13 protein-coding genes are annotated in these 16,547 nt (G+C 68.8%); 5 read left to right on the top strand and 8 right to left on the bottom strand.

What is annotated here, in order from left to right; all coding sequences use genetic code 11:
- Positions 1–93: 93 nt before the first annotated feature.
- From OIE13_RS28025 to OIE13_RS28035, 3 genes are read right to left on the bottom strand one after another with little or no spacing between them, the layout of a single operon-like run.
- Complete coding sequence (locus OIE13_RS28025) at positions 94–636, bottom strand: NADH-quinone oxidoreductase subunit C (RefSeq protein ID WP_326828932.1); 543 nt, start codon at positions 634–636, stop codon at positions 94–96.
- Positions 629–1,126 carry an NADH-quinone oxidoreductase subunit B gene (locus tag OIE13_RS28030; RefSeq protein WP_326634991.1) on the bottom strand — a complete coding sequence of 166 codons (498 nt, stop codon included), beginning with the start codon at positions 1,124–1,126 and terminating at the stop codon, positions 629–631. Before OIE13_RS28030 ends, OIE13_RS28025 begins: the two co-directional genes overlap by 8 nt.
- A gap of 43 nt (positions 1,127–1,169) precedes the next feature.
- Positions 1,170–1,541 (bottom strand): NADH-quinone oxidoreductase subunit A, encoded by a 372-nt coding sequence (locus OIE13_RS28035; protein WP_326828933.1) that lies wholly within the window; start codon positions 1,539–1,541, stop codon positions 1,170–1,172.
- A 178-nt stretch (positions 1,542–1,719) separates the two neighbouring features.
- Between OIE13_RS28035 and OIE13_RS28040 the strand changes: the two genes are divergently transcribed.
- The 4 genes from OIE13_RS28040 to OIE13_RS28055 all read left to right on the top strand — a co-directional run bounded on the left by OIE13_RS28040 (position 1,720) and on the right by OIE13_RS28055 (position 7,667).
- Positions 1,720–3,195, top strand: coding sequence for a polysaccharide deacetylase family protein (locus OIE13_RS28040; protein WP_326828934.1), 1,476 nt, complete (start codon positions 1,720–1,722; stop codon positions 3,193–3,195).
- A gap of 439 nt (positions 3,196–3,634) precedes the next feature.
- Entirely contained in the window at positions 3,635–5,488 is a 1,854-nt protein-coding gene (locus tag OIE13_RS28045) for a 2-oxoacid:acceptor oxidoreductase subunit alpha (RefSeq protein ID WP_326634985.1), read from the top strand.
- A 73-nt stretch (positions 5,489–5,561) separates the two neighbouring features.
- Positions 5,562–6,545 carry a 2-oxoacid:ferredoxin oxidoreductase subunit beta gene (locus OIE13_RS28050; protein WP_442816006.1) on the top strand — a complete coding sequence of 328 codons (984 nt, stop codon included), beginning with the start codon at positions 5,562–5,564 and terminating at the stop codon, positions 6,543–6,545.
- A 162-nt stretch (positions 6,546–6,707) separates the two neighbouring features.
- A complete protein-coding gene (locus OIE13_RS28055; protein ID WP_326634980.1) occupies positions 6,708–7,667 on the top strand; it encodes an NAD-dependent epimerase/dehydratase family protein in 960 nt (319 codons plus the stop codon).
- A gap of 1,345 nt (positions 7,668–9,012) precedes the next feature.
- On the opposite strand, the gene OIE13_RS28060 is transcribed toward OIE13_RS28055, so the two are convergent.
- Together OIE13_RS28060 and OIE13_RS28065 are read right to left on the bottom strand one after the other, a co-directional pair.
- On the bottom strand, positions 9,013–9,219 hold the full coding sequence (locus OIE13_RS28060; RefSeq protein ID WP_326634978.1) for a DUF397 domain-containing protein: 207 nt from the start codon (positions 9,217–9,219) through the stop codon (positions 9,013–9,015).
- Positions 9,216–10,037, bottom strand: a complete 822-nt coding sequence (locus OIE13_RS28065; RefSeq protein WP_326634976.1) for a helix-turn-helix domain-containing protein — start codon at positions 10,035–10,037, stop codon at positions 9,216–9,218. Before OIE13_RS28065 ends, OIE13_RS28060 begins: the two co-directional genes overlap by 4 nt.
- A 997-nt stretch (positions 10,038–11,034) precedes the next feature.
- Here OIE13_RS28065 and OIE13_RS28070 point away from each other — a divergent pair.
- The gene (locus OIE13_RS28070) at positions 11,035–11,814 is read left to right on the top strand and encodes an ATP-binding protein (protein WP_326828936.1); all 780 of its coding nucleotides are present in this window, start codon (positions 11,035–11,037) and stop codon (positions 11,812–11,814) included.
- On the opposite strand, the gene OIE13_RS28075 is transcribed toward OIE13_RS28070, so the two are convergent.
- From OIE13_RS28075 to OIE13_RS28085, 3 genes are read right to left on the bottom strand one after another with little or no spacing between them, the layout of a single operon-like run.
- On the bottom strand, positions 11,804–13,225 hold the full coding sequence (locus tag OIE13_RS28075; protein ID WP_326634972.1) for a hypothetical protein: 1,422 nt from the start codon (positions 13,223–13,225) through the stop codon (positions 11,804–11,806). The two genes, OIE13_RS28070 and OIE13_RS28075, sit on opposite strands and share 11 nt — an antisense overlap.
- Complete coding sequence (locus OIE13_RS28080) at positions 13,222–15,543, bottom strand: glycosyltransferase (protein ID WP_326634970.1); 2,322 nt, start codon at positions 15,541–15,543, stop codon at positions 13,222–13,224. Before OIE13_RS28080 ends, OIE13_RS28075 begins: the two co-directional genes overlap by 4 nt.
- Positions 15,540–16,409 carry a WecB/TagA/CpsF family glycosyltransferase gene (locus OIE13_RS28085; protein WP_326634969.1) on the bottom strand — a complete coding sequence of 290 codons (870 nt, stop codon included), beginning with the start codon at positions 16,407–16,409 and terminating at the stop codon, positions 15,540–15,542. The genes OIE13_RS28080 and OIE13_RS28085 overlap by 4 nt, the downstream gene beginning before the upstream one ends.
- Positions 16,410–16,547 lie beyond the last annotated feature (138 nt).

Here is a 16,547-nt window from a genome sequence, read left to right on the forward strand (position 1 = left end):
TCACCACGGGCCTCACATATGTCACGGACGTCACAGGCGGTACGGACGTCACAGGCGGTACGGGCACCGGGGCGTCCCGGCCGCCGGAGTGTCTCAGCCGCCACGCTCTCGCCCCCAGTCGGCGGGCACCCCGGGCGGGAGCGTCTTGCGGCGGCTCGGCGAGCCGTGGTCGGATTCGCCGGGTTCCTTGGCTCCCGGCCACGCCTTGGCGACCCGGGCGGCCAGTACGAAGTCCTTGCGCAGCGGGAAGCCCTCGAAGCCCTCGGGGAGCAGCAGCGGGACGAGGTTCGGGTGGCCCTCGAAGACGACGCCGAACATCTCAAAGGTCTCGCGCTCATGCCAGTCGGCTCCGCGGAAGACGCCGACCGCGCTGGGCAGCCGGGGGTCCAGCCGCGACACCCTGGTGCGCAGCAGCAGGTGGGCGTGGGAGGCGGGGGCGAAGAGGTGGGCGACGACCGCGAAAGCCTCCGGCGGGTCGTCCACCGCGGTCAGCCAGTCGAAGAACTCGTACCCCTGGGATCTGGCGGACTCCAGCAGGGTGATCCAGTCGTCGGCGTCCACCTCGACGGTCCGGTAGCCGAAGGACTCCGACACCCGGGCGCTCTCGCCGTAGGTGAAAGGCTGCGGGTCAGGCATAGCGGTCACCCAGGTTCTCGGCGGCGATCTTCTCCTGGAGCATCATGATGCCGTGGAGCAGCGCCTCGGGGCGGGGAGGACAGCCGGGGACGTAGACGTCCACCGGGATGATCTGGTCGACGCCCTTGGTCACGCAGTAGGAGTCCCAGTACGGACCGCCGGAGTTGGAGCAGGCGCCGAAGGAGATCACGTACTTGGGGTCGGGCATCTGCTCGTAGAGCCGCTTGACCGCGGGGGCCATCTTGTCGGTCACCGTGCCCGAGACGATCATCAGATCCGCCTGCCGGGGACCGTTGGCGAACGGAATGACCCCGAATCTGATGAAGTCATGCCTGCTCATCGAGGTCGCGATGAACTCGATGGCGCAGCAGGCCAGTCCGAAGTTGAACACCCACAGTGAGTAGCGACGCCCCCAGTTGAGGATGAAGCGCATGGGTTTGGGGGCGAGCCGTGAGGCCGGGCCCACCGTGGGCATCGGGAGATCTGCCATGGCTCGCATTCTCCTTCAGGGTCGGTGACCGCGCTCGCCCGGTTCAGGTCCAGGTGAGCACGCGCTTGCGCCAGGCGTACAGGATGCCGAGCGTGATGAAGCCAAGGAAGACGAACATCTCGGCCAGGGTGGCCACACCGAAGCCGGGCTCGGCGAAGATCGTCGCCCAGGGAAAGAGGAAGACCGCGTCAACCGCGAAGATCACGTACAGGTAGGTGAACACGTAGTAGCGGATCTGGGACTGCGCCCAGCCGTCGCCGACCGGGTCGACGCCGCACTCATAGGTGAGCAGCTTCTCGGGGGTGGGGCGGCTGGGACGGAGCGCCCGGTTGACGAGCAGCGCCCCGGCGACGATCAGCAGGCCGATCGCGAACAGCGCGAGGACCACCACATAAGAGCCGAAATATCCGCTCATGGCCTCTCCTCTTCGGGGCCTGCCGCACGGCCTCCCTGGATCTGCCGTACGCCCTACCTATAGCAGTATCCGCCCTTCCCGTCATGCAGCGAAGCCCATGCGCCCAAGGTGCTAAAGCCTCCGTGCACTTAATCTCAAATCAGGGTAAATGCACCATTTTCTCGCCTAAAGTGACTTCATGCCCAACCTGCGATTCGTCGGAGGAATCGCCTGGATGGCCGTGACGATCGCCGGTTGCGGCGCAGCCATCACCCCCTCTTCCGCGAAGACCCCCATGCCCTCGGAGCCCACATTGATCAATTATGTGGACCCCTCCGTGGTCCAGGGCCTGAGCACCCAGACCCTGTTCTCCGGAGAGGCGGGAAACCTGCACGCGCACGCCGCCTATCCGATCGTCACCGACGCCCCCCTCCTCACCAAGAAGCTCCACGGGATCGTGCGCGAAGGGTTCGACGGGTTCACCCGGCGCAACGGCCTCGCCGACGCCCTGCCCAAGCCCGAATTCAACGTGGACTGGCAGCTCGCCGCCGCGTCCCCCGAGGTCCTGGGGATACGGCTGCGCATCGGTCACTCCAAGGAGTCGGGTTGGCACGAGGCGCGCACCACCGTCTGGTACGACCGGGTGAAGCGGCGCGCCCTCGACTCCTCCGACCTGCTCACCGGCCGTCCCGCGCTGGTCACGCTGGCCGGGATCGTCAAAAGCGAACTGGCGCTGCGAAGACCGCTGGTGAACCCGAACGCGCTCAGGCCGGACCGGGAGATGTTCGACTCCCTCGGTTTCAACCCGCGTGGCGGCCTCGTCGTGGAGTTCGACGACGAGCAGGTGGGGCTGGGGGTCGCCGGCCGGGTGGCGGTCGCCGTACCGTCCGCGACCGCGGCGCCGCTGCTGTCGGAGATCGGGCTGCGGGCACAGCGCACGGCCGTGGCGGCGAAGAAGGTTCCGGCCCCCACGTCGCGGGAGGAAATCGAGGCCGCGAGCACCGACAAGCCTCCGGCGCGCAGTTCCAAGGCGGGCAGCGTGGACTGCGCGAAGCTCAGGTGCGTGGCGCTGACCTACAATGACGGGCCGGGCCCGGAGACCGCGCGGCTACTCGACATCCTCCGCGCCCACGGAGCGAGGGCGACCTTCTTCACCCTCGGTTCCAACGCCTCCACCCGGCCCGACCTGCTCAGGCGGATACGCGACGAGGGCCACCTGGTGGCCAACCACACCTGGTCCCACCGCGATCTCACCATGCTGACCCCCACCGAGATCGCCGACCAGCTCACCCGCGCGCAGCACGCGATCGCCCCGATCATCGGCCAGGCCCCCACCCTGGTGCGCCCGCCGTACGCCGGCGTCGACACTCAGGTGGCCTCCATCGCGAGCCGCCTGAACATGGCCGTGGTGCGCTGGAACGTGGACCCCGATGACCAGCAGGACCGCCCCCCCCGGGCGATCGCCGACCGGACCGTCACCCGGGTCGAGCCCGGAGCGATCGTCCTCATGCACGACTCCCATCCCGCGGCGGTCGACGCGGTCCCCGAAATCCTGCGCCGGCTCTCCGCGGCGGGCTATACCTTTGTCACCGTTCCCGAGCTGTACGGCTCGCGCGGGATGGTGCCCGGCCGAATCTACGACTCCGGGGGCGTTTCGACGGCGCTGGACCGGTAGCCGATGTCATAACCTGGAGCTATGGGGCCATAGCCAGAGACGATGAGAGCACGTCCGCAGCGGGACGTATAGTTAGGCAGCGTGACCTCAACTGTCCTCTTCGCCCGCCTGCACGTCGACCTGTGCCGGCTCGCAGCGGGGCTGTGTCGGGACGACCGTCCGCGATCGTGACTTTCACGTAGGCCGTGGTACGGCCCAACACGCGACTGCGCGCCCAGGTTTCGACCCAGCGGCCGCCGAGGACATGCGACACGGGTTGCCTTCCTCGGCCGAGTGGAACGCGAAAACACTACGCGTGACCCCGAGGTTCTAGCGAAAAACACGACGCCTGACCCCGAGGATCTAGCGAAAAACATGGCGCCTGACCCCGAGGATCTAGCATGGAAAAAAGAATGTGCCACGAGCAACGGCGCCCTGTCGCGTCGAGGAGGACTGAGCTGTGACCAAGCAGGTTCAGCAACTCGAACGCGTGATCATCCGTTTTGCCGGTGACTCCGGCGACGGCATGCAGCTGACCGGCGACCGCTTCACCGCCGGGACGGCTGAGTTCGGCAACGACCTGTCGACACTCCCCAACTTCCCCGCTGAGATCCGCGCCCCCGCAGGCACCCTGCCGGGCGTGTCGAGTTTCCAGCTCCACTTCGCCGACCACGACATCCTCACCCCGGGTGACGCGCCCAACGTCCTGGTCGCGATGAACCCCGCCGCGCTGAAGGCGAACCTCTCGGACCTGCCGCGCGGCGCCGACATCATCGCCAACATCGACGAGTTCACCAAGCGCAACCTGCAGAAGGTGGGCTACGAGGTCAACCCGCTCGAAGACGACTCGCTCGCCGCGTGGCGGGTCCACCCGGTGCCGCTGACCTCGCTGACCGTCAAGGCCCTCGAAGGCTTCGCGCTGTCCAAGAAGGACGCCGAGCGGTCCAAGAACATGTTCGCCCTCGGGCTCCTGAGCTGGCTCTACCACCGGCCCACCGAGGCGACGATCCAGTTCCTGGAGACCAAGTTCGCCAAGAAGCCCGACATCGCCAAGGCCAACATCGCCGCCTTCCAGGCGGGCTGGAACTACGGCGAGACCACCGAGTCCTTCTCGGTCTCCTACGAGGTCAAGCCGGCCAAACTGGCCCCTGGCGTGTACCGCAACATCTCCGGCAACCAGGCGCTCGCCTACGGCCTGATCGCCGCCTCGGTGCAGTCGAAGCTGCCGCTCTTCCTCGGGTCCTACCCGATCACCCCGGCCAGCGACATCCTGCACGAGCTCTCCAAGCACAAGCGGTTCGGCATCCGCACCTTCCAGGCGGAGGACGAGATCGCGGGCGTCGGCGCGGCGCTCGGCGCCGCCTTCGGCGGTGCCCTGGGCATCACGACGACCTCCGGGCCCGGTGTCGCGCTGAAGGCCGAGACCGTCGGCCTCGCGGTGACCACCGAGCTGCCGCTCATCGTGGTCGACGTGCAGCGCGCGGGTCCCAGCACCGGCATGCCCACCAAGACCGAGCAGACCGACCTCCTGATGGCCATGTACGGCCGCAACGGCGAGTCGCCGCTGCCGATCATCGCCCCCGCGACCCCCTCCGACTGCTTCGACGCGGCGGTGGAGGCGGCCAGGATCGCGGTGAAATACCGCACCCCGGTCATGCTGCTCTCCGACGGCTACCTCGCCAACGGCTCCGAGCCGTGGAAGGTGCCCGACGCCGCCGATCTGCCCGACATCTCCACCGAGTTCGCCTCCGGGCCGAACGCCGAGGACGGCGTGACCTTCCTGCCGTTCAAGCGCGACTCCGAGACCCTCGCCCGCCCCTGGGCGATTCCCGGCACCGCCGGCCTGGAGCACCGGATCGGCGGCATCGAGAAGGCCGAGAACACCGGAAACATCTCCTACGATCCCGACAACCACCACCGGATGGTCAGGGTCCGCCAGGCCAAGATCGACGGGATCGCCCACGACATCCCGGCGCTGGAGGTGGACGATCCCGACGGTGACGCCCGCGTGCTGGTGCTCGGCTGGGGGTCCACGTACGGGCCGATCGCGGCGGCCGCGCGGCGCATCAGGAAGGCCGGCGGCAAGGTCGCCCAGGCTCACCTGCGACACCTCAACCCGCTGCCCGCCAACACCGGCGAGATCCTGCGCGCGTACGACAAGGTGCTCCTGCCGGAGATCAACCTCGGCCAGCTCGCGCTCCTGCTCCGCGCCCGCTTCCTGGTCGACATCATCAGCTACAACCAAGTGCGTGGGCTTCCGTTCAAGGCCGAGGAACTTGCCGGCGTGATCCAGGACGTGATCGACAGTGAGTAGTGGTACCGAATCGTCCGTCCCCGGAACCGGCGGGGGGCTTTCGCTGGTCCCGAAGTCCGAGGTCAAGCTCGGGATGAAGGATTTCAAGACCGACCAGGAGGTCCGCTGGTGCCCCGGATGCGGTGACTACGCCATCCTGGCCGCGGTCCAGTCGTTCGTGCCGGAGCTCGGCCTCAAGCGCGAGAACATGGTGTTCGTCTCGGGCATCGGCTGCTCCTCCCGGTTCCCGTACTACATGGACACCTACGGGTTCCACTCGATCCACGGCCGTGCCCCGGCGATCGCGACCGGCCTGGCCACCTCGCGTCCCGACCTGTCGGTCTGGGTGATCACCGGTGACGGCGACTCGCTGTCCATCGGCGGCAACCACCTCATCCACGCGCTGCGCCGCAACGTCAACCTGAACATCCTGCTGTTCAACAACAGGATCTACGGTCTCACCAAGGGCCAGTACTCCCCGACCTCCGAGGTCGGCAAGATCACGAAGTCCACCCCGATGGGCTCGCTGGACAAGCCGTTCAACCCGATCTCGCTGGCCATCGGCGCCGAGGCCTCCTTCGTGGCCAGGACCATCGACTCCGACCGCAAGCACCTGCAGTCGGTGCTGCGCCAGGCCGCCGAGCACCGGGGCACCTCCCTGGTCGAGATCTACCAGAACTGCAACATCTTCAACGACAACGCCTTCGAGCAGTTGAAGGACCCGGAACGGCGTGATGACATCACGCTCCGTCTGGAGCACGGCCAGCCCATCGCCTCGGCTTCCAAGGCGGTGCGCCGGGCGGCGGACGGCGGCATCGAGGTCGTCCCGAGGTCGGCGGTGAGCGAGGACGAGATCCTCGTGCACGACGCCCACCGCGCCGATCCCTCGCTGGCCTTCGCGCTCTCCCGGTTGGACGAGCCCGCCTTCGAGCACGTCCCGATCGGCGTCTTCCGCAGCGTCGCCCGCCCCTCCTACGACGAGCTCATGGCCGAGCAACTCCAGGAGGCCATCGGTGAGCGGGGCCCAGCTGACCTGAACGACCTGCTGCTCGCCGGAGACACCTGGCGCATCGGCTGACCCGACACCCGCACCCGGTGCCACCTGATGAGGTCCGCTCTTCGGAGCGGGCCTCATCGCTTTTCCCCGGACTCTCGGTAATGCCTGCCGATATCCGACGTCACGCGGTATGAATTATCCGGTCCTTCCCCCGAGAACCTCGCTCGAACAGGGAGAGCTCACATGCGAAGCCCGGTAGCGGCACACGCCCCCGTGCACGGAGCAGAGGATCGCTGGCGTGGGAAACGGGTGCTGGTGACAGGGGCGGGCGGCTTCATCGGGGCCCACCTGGTGCGACGCCTGAGCGTACTCGGCGCGCGGGTGCACGCGGTCGGCCGCCGGGTCAGGGAGAGCACGGACGGCGAGACCTGGCACATCGCCGACGTCGCCGACGAGGGCGCGGTGGAGAAGCTCGTCGCCTCCGTCCGCCCGGAGGTCGTGTTCCACCTGGCCAGCGAGGTCGCCGGGGCCAGGGATCCCCGGCTGGTGCTGCCGATGCTGCACAGCAACCTCACCGGTGTGGTCAACCTGCTCACGGCGGTCGCCGGCGGCGCCGACAGCACCGGGACCCGGGTGGTGCTGGCGGGCTCGCTGGAGGAGCTACGGCCCGATGAGGGCGACAGGGCGCCGTCCTCGCCCTACGCGGTGTCCAAGTGGGCCGCGGACGGCTACGCGCGGATGTTCCACCACCTGTGGGGCGTCCAGGTCAGCAACCTGCGGATCGGCATGGTCTACGGACCCGGCCGTCAGGACACCCGCAAGCTGGTCCCCTACGTGGCGTTGTCCCTGCTGCGCGGGCGGGAACCCGAGCTGGGCAGCGGGACGCGCGAACTCGACTGGGTGTACGTGGACGACGTGGTCGACGCCTTCCTCGCGGCGGGCGAGACCCCGGACGCGGCGGGCCGGGCCTTCGACATCGGCACCGGGACGGGCACCTCGATCCGCGACACGGTGGACCTGCTCTCCCGGATCGTCGGCGGCCGGGTCGGCCCCCGCTACGGCGCGCTCACCGACAGACCGCTGGACAGCGCCAGGATCGCCGACCCGGCCCCCGCCGCCGAGATCCTCGGCTGGCGGCCCACCGTCGGTCTTGAGGAGGGGCTGCGGCGGACCGTGGAGTGGTTCACCCGCGAAAACGGCTGAGCGGCCGACTCAACTGGGCCACCTCGCGCCCTCCGAAGACGACCCGCACCCGCAAACAGGCATAAGAGGACAAGCTTACGGAAGCAGAGCAGACGGCGGTCGCGTCCATGGACGTGGTGTACGAGCATCCGAGTCCGGTGAGCCGGTCACGGTGGAAAAGCGCGGCGTCGTCCGTGGGGAAAAGCGCGGCGAGGGTGGTGGAGTGGTGTGGGGCCGCTCGTTGGTGTCGCGTCGTGCGGGGTCGAAGGTCAAAAGCGCGGCGAGGGTGGTGGAGTGCTTCAGGGCCGCTCGTTGGTGTCGCGTCGTGCGGGGTCGAAGATCAAAAGCGCGCCGAGGACCGTGGAGTGGCCCCAGACCGCTCATCGGTACGGGTCCGCCGCGGTGCGGAAGGATCCGGGGCCGCTCCTCACCGCTCCTCGCCGCCGCCTCGCACGGGGCTCTCGCCGTGCGGGGCTCTCGCCGTGCGGGGACGAAGGTCCGCGGGGCGTCCGGTCAAGGGCCGCCCCCAACCGGGCGCGGGGACGAATCGGGCCTTCCACCACGAAAAGCGGCCCACCCGAGGGGCCGGAGTTGTGCTTTCCATGATCTGGGTGAATCCGCACGCCCCCAGCGTGCCAACTCACCCAGATCATGGAAAATCCCCGATCGTCACCACCACGGCCCCGCCTCCACGCCCGCCATGACCCGCTTTGCCCCCTCCCGGAGCTCCACCGGCCCGCCCCCGGTCACCCACACCCGACCAACGCCCGCCCCCACCCTGCGCGATGCGTTACCGGTGAGCGGCCCCCAACCACTCCACCACCCTCGCCGCGCTTTTGACCTTTCACCCCGCACGACGCGCTACCGGTGAGCGGCTCTGAACCACTCCACCACCCCCGCCGCGCTTTCCCCACGGACGACGCCCCGCTTTTCAACGGCGATCAGCCAGGCGCGACGCGGGTACCGATCTCAAACACTCGTACACCACCTGCGCGGACGCGACCCGGCTTGTTCCTCTGCTCAGAAAAGCGCCCCCTTTTCTGCGAACTTAACGCCAGGGTTAAGGCATGGATGGAGCTGGATGGCGGGGAGTACGAATGAGCGCGGTCAACTGGGACGAGGTGAAGCAGCGGGCGCGGGAGCGGCGCCGGGCTGCGGGACTACCTATGCTGTCGGATGCCGAGAAGTCCGCCGCGATGGAGCGGCTCGCTACGGAGATCAGGCGTGAGCAAGACCTGGCCCGATGCGATGCAGGCACCGCCGTGGGAGTTTCCGGCCCGAGAACCTCAACCATCAAACGCGGGTAGGTCAACGACGGAACCCCTGGCCAGGCGGCCAGGGGTTCCGGGGGCTTCCGTAGTAGGGGTCAGAAGTCGAACTCGCCCTTCTTGGCGCCGTCGACGAAGGCGTCCCAGACACTCGCGCTCACCACGAACGGCGCCCGCTCGGGAGCCTCGGTGTCACGCAACCCCACCCGACCACCCGACAACGGAGCAACCTCCAGGCAGTTCCCTTGGTTTGACGCACTCTTGGTGGCCTTACGCCAGGCCGCGCTTTTCAGCTCATCGCTCATGCCCATAGCCTCTCTGCCTCTCTGATCAATTCGATCGAGACGTACTGAGGGCTTGCCTCAGCTCGGATGGTGTCGTATCGGGCGCAGACAGCCCCGACATCCTCTGGCCGATTTGTCACATGTCCGTGCGTTACAGACTCGACATATACCATATCCGGGTTTCCTGGAAGCTGGGCGATCACGAAGCCTCCCGAAGTTCCCGTAGTCGACCCTCGTATCAAAGGAAGAATCTGGATACCAATCCGAGGTAGCTCGACCATTTCCAGAAGATGCTGGAGTTGGTGTTGCATGACCTCTTCTCCGCCGATCGGGCGGTGCAGGACTCCTTCGTCGAGGATAACCCAGAGCATAGGCGGCGTAGATCTCAACAAGATCTTCTGTCGCTCCATGCGAGCCGCGACGGCCTTTTCTACCTGCTCGTCAGTTATGCCCGGCTCTCCGCGAATAACCGCCCGCGCGTACTCCTCGGTCTGGAGAAGGCCGGGCACGACGAGCGGCTCCCAAGCGTGCAGGGTGTGCGCTTCCGGTTCGATGTCGAGCCAGTCGCGGAACCAGCGAGGGCTCGCCGCGTGGGTGATGTACGTCCAGTACTGGATGAGTTCTCCGTTCGCGCCCAGAGCGTCGTCGCAGCGTTGTGCCAGGTTACGGCTGGGATTGCGCTCGCCTCTCTCGGTGAAGCTCAGCAGGCTCCTGCTGAACTGAGTCACCTCGGCCAGATCATCCTGGGTCATTTTTGCCTTTTTCCGGTATTTGCGGAGTTCCGCGCCGAAGAGAGCCCATTTTTCGTTTTTCGGGTTGAGTTTGGGGTCCTTGGACATTTCAGCTCCGTCCAGCGGGGGATTCCACACGCGACACAAGCAGAGCAGCTTTTCCACAAACTGTCACACTGATGTGCCTCGACTTTCGATACCCAAAGTAGTCACCTAGGGGCACCCTATGAAGAGGTCCGGGAGAGCGGAAACACCACCGGAGCGGCCCTCTCTTGAGCACGGAGAGCAACCCTCTACGACCGTCGAAAAAATCGCAGCATATGTCCGGATAAAAGGAGTGGAAATGTCTGCCGATTCAGTGAAAAACGCACCATCGATCGCGGCTCACGCCTCTTTCGGACACACACTTGTCACCACTGAGTAAGCCCCACCGGGTGGACGGAAGCCACTTCGCGCAAGACGGAAATACAGGGCTATATCGCCCTTAACACACAGATAAAGCGGGGCCTGCCACGGCACGGCACGCCATGACAAGCCCCTCGACCGGACTCAGGAGATCCGACCTGATGCACAACCCTAGAGGAAACCCCAGGCCGATCCGGGTACGTTGGCACGCAGACCAGCCGCCGATGCCCCTCGGCTGCCGCTGGTGTGGTCACCCCCCGTACGCGCACGAGGCCACCAGCCTCCCGCACCGCGCACACCACCACTGGGAGCAGCCCACACCCGCCCAGGTCCACGCCCGAATGACCGCCCGCCGCCGCCTCAACCTCTCCAGCCACCCGGCGGCCCACCCCATCCACCCGACCCTCACCCCGGCACCCCCCACCACTTTCCCCAGGCAGGCCCCGGCACCTTTCCCCGAACACCCCCCGATATCCCCTTCCAAGCGGGTTCCAGCAACCTCCCCCGCACACCCTCCGACGCTCTCCGCCGAGCAGGTTCTGATGTTCCCCTCCGGACAACCCCCCACGCCATCCCCCGGCCGACACCGACGACCGGAGCAGGCCGTGACCACGGCCGCCGTGCCGTACCGGCGTGGAAGGCCACCGGGCACCCGTCCCCCCTCCGGCAGGCACACCCCGTACCGGCAGGGAGCGACGGCATGAACGGACGCGACCCCCAGCCCCGGCAGAGCGGGCGGCACCGGCAAGGAACGGCCACCGCGCAGGTCGACTCCCACCCCTGGGACCCGGCCGAACACGCCGCCGCCGAACAACTCGACCAGATCGAGCCCGCCTGGACCGTCTGGTACGGCCCCGGCACCCGGCACTTCCACGCCGTCGCCGCCTGGCCCGCCCCCGAACCCCTGATCGTGCGGGCCCGCACCGCCGACGAACTACGCGGCCTGATGCGCGAGGCCGAACACACCACACCGCCGCCCCAAGGAGAGCCCATGCCCGAGACCCCGGACACCTCACCGACCCTGGACGCTCCACGCCCCCTGGACGACTCGCAGACTCCAGACGCCCCGCGCACCGTCTGCTGGGACTTACCACATGATCTGCCGATCGTCGGCAAGACCCGCGCCATGGTGCGCGAGACCCTCGCCGCCTGGGCGCTGCGCCACCTCGTCGACGACGCCGTCCTGGTGGTCGGCGAGCTGCTCGCCAACGCGATCATCCACGGCGAGCCCGTGGTCAGGCTCTCCCTGTGGGCGAACGCGGACGAGTTCCAGATCCAGATCACCGACCGGGGTCCCAGATGGCCCCGGCACCTCGCCCTCGACGCCGAGGCCATCCACGGCCGCGGCCTGGCGATCGTCAGAGCCCTCACCCACGACCACGGCGTCATTCCCCTCCCCGACCGCCCCGGCAAAACCGTCTGGGCCCGCTGGCACCTCCCCTGTCAGGACGGGTTTCAGGCGCAGGACACTAAGGCGTGATCCGGTAGATGTGGTGGGAGTACTCGGCGGCGAAGAAGTCGGCGAACCTGCCCTTGCCGTCGACGCGGACCGTCCGGTTCTCGAAGAGGACCTCGGCGCGCGCGGCCCGCACCCCGCGCGGCAGCGTGAACGTGCGCCTGCCCGGCGCAGCCTTCCCGCCGGGCATCGCGAAGACGTAGTACGAGCCCCGGTGGTATTTCAGCATGGTGTCGAGGCCGGGGCCGAAGCGGTGCGCGTACGACTGGGTGTTCAGCACTGGGGCCAGCTTCCCGATCCGCCGGTTGATCTCGGCCACCGCGGGCCTGACCGCCTTCCCGCACCCCTCGCGCAGCACGTGCTGGGAGTGGCAGGGGCCGCCGAAGTTGTGGTTGAAGTAGATGATGCCCCGGGCCTCGTGGATCAGCGAGCTCATCACCGCGCCCGTCACCTGGTCCGGCTGGATCGCTCGGGTGTCGTTCTCGGCCGGCCAGCCGACCTCGACGAAACCGTAGATCGGCTGGCGGCGGCCGTCCAACGCGTCCAGTTCGCGCTGACGGTCGATGACGGCGCCGTAGTTGGCGGCCCTGCGGCACCTGGCGACCGGCAGTGCCAGGAAGTTCTGCCCGTCCAGGCAGGCGCTCGCGCTGGTGTACCAGTAGACGTCGGCCGAGACGGCGTCGGTGAAGCGGTTGACGAACGCGGCGGCGTCCGCGTCCTTCTCCCACATCATCACGCCCTTGCCGTAGTTGGCGTAGTGGAGCCTTCCGTCGCCCTTCGGGAACCGGTCCTTCTGGGTGCGTAGAACAGTGAAACCGCATCCCTGCTCTTCCGGGACGCACAGGGTGCCCTCGCCGGGGTGGTTACCGGTCCACCGCGCGTCCCCCGCCTTCGCCCACATGTCGACCTCGTCGTCGAGCAGCCAGCCCACCGTCTCGCTGCCGTAGCCGGGCAGGGGGACGTTCGTCAGCGCCGACATGCCGTTCTTCCGCACCAGTGCCATGTCGCTGGTCTCGGTCAGCTCCACGTACGTGTTGATCCCCGCGGCCCTGTCCCTGTTCACATCGGCCTGGCTGATCACGGACTCGAACCAGACGCCGACCGGGAAGAACGACGGATTCGTCCAGCCCGCCGCAGTGGGTGCGGCAAACCGCCCGTAGTAGGCGGGACCGCCCTCCCACGGCACCCGCGCGGCCGTCGCCGGAGGGCCCTGGGCCGACCACGCGTGGCCGGTGGTCCGGGTAGAGCCCTCCGGCGCTCTCACCTCCGGCACGTCGCCCCGTGGCGGGGCACCGGGCGACGTATCCGCGAGCGGGCGCCTGGCCTGGTCGGCGGGCGCGTCGACCGAGCAGAACCCGAGCATCGCCATCGTCACCGAGGCGGCCCCCACCCCGACCAGCATCGGCAGCGGCCGCCTGGGCCGACGCCCCCTCACCCGTCCGCGCCTTCCAGCCCCCACGGCCTCGTCCCCCTCAACCCGGACCCGGTAGACGGCTCGGCGAGCGCCATCAGTTGTGCCGCACGCGACGACCAGGACGCGCCGAGCACGGACCCCCGCAGGTCGCCGGCCGGCCGCAGACCCCCCTCACGCAATGTCGCACGGACAGCGTCCAGGAAAAGGTCACCGCCTGCGGCGACTCTCACTCGATCGGCATAGTTCACGAGTTCCCGGAAATCGGTGCTGACCACCGGCAGGCCCAGCGCGAGATATTCCTTGAGTTTGATCGGGTTCGAATGCTTGATCCATGGATTGTCCAGCCACGGCATGATCGCGACATCGAACCCCGATCCGTAGGCGGGAATCCTTTCGTACGGCCTGAATCCGAGCCAGTGCACATTCGGATGGCGGGTGAGCCGTTCCATGGGGACCGTCGCGTCGCCGATCAGAACCAGCGACGCGTCGGGCAGTTCCACGGCTATCCGTTCGAGAAGGTCGAAGTCCACCAGATAGTCGTCCAGCGCGCCGAAGAAACCCACCCTCGGCCCGGGAATCGCGCGAAGGTCGGCGGGCTGTTCGCTCTCCGGGCGCCGCCGGAAATGGTCGGTGTCCACACCGTGGTCGAGGAAGTACGCGCGGTCCCCGGTCATCCGGCGCTCCTCGTCCATCAGCGCGGTGCTGACGTAGACCACGTGGTCGGAACGCTCCAGCAGCCCGCGTTCCAGCGCCTCGATGGTCGGCCGGTCGGACTCGGGGAACGACGAGTGCCGGTCGGAGCGGTTGAACACCAGCGCCTGCCTGCGCATCGGGCGCACCACGTCCCACGCCGTGGGGATGGTCACCATGATCACGGGCCGGTGCAGCCCCAGTGCCCGCGAGACGGCCAGCACCTGTGCCCGGACCAGCAGCGCGTTCACCCGCCTGACCAGCGGCGACCCGTAGAAGGGCAGCGGCAGCGGGGACATCACGTAGAAGCCGGGCAGCTCCGGTAGCGGCCTCCTGACGAGCATCGCGACGCTGCGCAGCTTGCGCCCGACGCGCCGCAGCACCTGCGTGGACCTGCCCGGCGTCGGCATCCGCATCCCGATGCTGTTGACCACGAGGACCTTCCTGTGGGCGGCGATCGAGCGCATGAGCTGGAAGTCCGAGTGCGCCCGGTTGTGGTACCACCAGTCCTGCGCCGAGAAGCACACGTAGCCGGGGGAGTCCGCCTGCCGGACAGGAGCCTCCTCCCGGGCCAGGGATGTCGTCTCACAGGTCGGAAGGGTCACCTCCCCAGCCGGGGGGGTCGCCTCACGGGTCGTGAGGGCCGCCTCCTCGCCGGGCCTGGGCGGCCACTCGCGCATCGCGATCAGCTGGCGCAGGGCGGCCCGGTGCCGCATGCCGCCCGCGCCGCCCCTGGCGACCGCGCGGACCAGCTCGTTGAGCCCGACGGCCAGCCGCATCAGCTGCCCGCGCGGGCGGCCGTACCGCTCGCGGTGCATCCGGACCCGGTTGGCCGCCGACAGCGCCCACAGCCGGCTTGAGGTGGACTGCTCGCCACCGAGATGCACGGCCTCGGCCCGGGGCTCGTATCGGACCGCGAACCCCGCCTCCCCGGCCCTGAGCATGTACTCGGTCTCCTCCGAGTAGAGGAAGTAGCGCTCGTCGAGGGGGCCCAGGGCGTCCAGACAGGCCCGGGAGACCATCCAGGCCGCGCCGGTCACCCAGTCGACGGTGTGCGGCCTGCCGTAGGCGGCCGGCTTCACGACCAGCTCGCCGAGCGGGTGGATCCGCCCGGCCCGCCGGCCGCCGAGCAGCGCCTCGCCCAGCGCCCTCAGCACGGTGGGACGCCTGCGCAGGGAGAGGTGGAGCTCGCCCGTCTCGGCGGTGAGGCGGGGGGCTGCGATCCCGGTTCCCGGTACGGCGAGCGCCTGCCTGAGCAGGGGCACCGAGCCTGGCGCGAGCCGGATGTCCGGATTCAGCACCAGCACGTCACAGCCGTCCGCGGCGGCGATGCCCGCGTTCACCCCGGCCGCGAAGCCGGCGTTGCGCCCGGTCTGGATCACCGCGGCCTCCGGCGCGGCCCCGCGCACCCGCTCGACGGTGTCGTCCGCCGAGGCGTTGTCCACCACCACGACCCGTGCCGGACCGGCACCGGCCAGCGCCGCCCCGAGCGAGCGCAGGCACCCCTCGACGACCTGGCCGCTCGAGTACGTGACGATCACTACGGCGAGCGGGGGCCGGGCCGGAACAGCCATGTCGGAGCCGTTTCTGGTGAGGGAGGATCGTGCCGGAGGGCTGGTCTCGCCGGGAGACGGGAGATCGCCGGTCATGTGCGGTGTCTCGATGTCAGGCGGGTGCGCAGGGCGCCGGCGAGGAGGGTGACCGCGAACGGCGCGTCGTCCCGCAGGTAGCGGCGGGCCAGACGGCGCGGTTCCAGGGCGAGCCGGTACAGCCATTCGGCCCCCATCCGCTGGACCGGTTCCGGGGCGCGGCGAAACCGCCCGGCCGCCATCGGGATCCCGGCTCCGCAGCCGAGGTACCAGGCGCCGGGCAGCTCGGTGCGGAGGGCGGCGATGATCCTTTCCTGCTTGGGGAAGCCCAGTCCGGCGAGGACGAGGTCCGGTGCGGCGGCGACCACCTCGGTGACCACCTCACGTACCCCCTCCGGCGTGCTCTCGAATCCGAAGGGGGGCGAGCAGGTGCCCGCCACGCGCAGTCCCGGAGAGCGTCCGGCGAGGACCCGGGCCGCGGCCTCCGGTATGCCGGGCTCCCCTCCGAGCAGGTAGACCGAGCGGTTCTCGCGCGCGGCGCGCCCGGCCAGGGAGTGCACGAGCGAGGCCCCGGTGATCCGGCAGGGAAGGGCCAGGCCGGCGAGCCTTGCGGCCCAGACCACCGGCATGCCGTCGGCAACCACGATCTCGGAGCGGGTGACCAGGTCGGCCAGAGCGGGATCGCGCGTGGCGGCGCGGACGATGTCGACGTTCGCGGTGACGATCGCGCCGCCACGTCCCCGCCGCCATTCCGCCGCCACGTGGTCGAGCAGCTCCGCCTCGTCGACCGCCATGACCTCGACCGCGCCGATCGGGACATGCGCGAATCCCGCCCCGGCGCCATTCCCGCCGGAGGACCCGCCCGGTCCGGCACCGTCCGGAGGCTCGGCCGAACCGTTCTGGCGCCCGGTCTCCCCCGAGGTCACCGGGCATGCCGCAGAACCGGGCGGCCCATCCGCGAGCGGGATGTTCCCGGCACTGTTTTCTCCTTCTCTGTGTCCGGAAGGTTGCAAATTGTTTTCCCTTTCTCGATGGCCGAAAGGTTCCAAAGTCGGAAAGATGGG

The sequence above is a fragment of the Streptosporangium sp. NBC_01810 genome (genome assembly GCF_035917355.1).
GTDB lineage: Bacteria > Actinomycetota > Actinomycetes > Streptosporangiales > Streptosporangiaceae > Streptosporangium.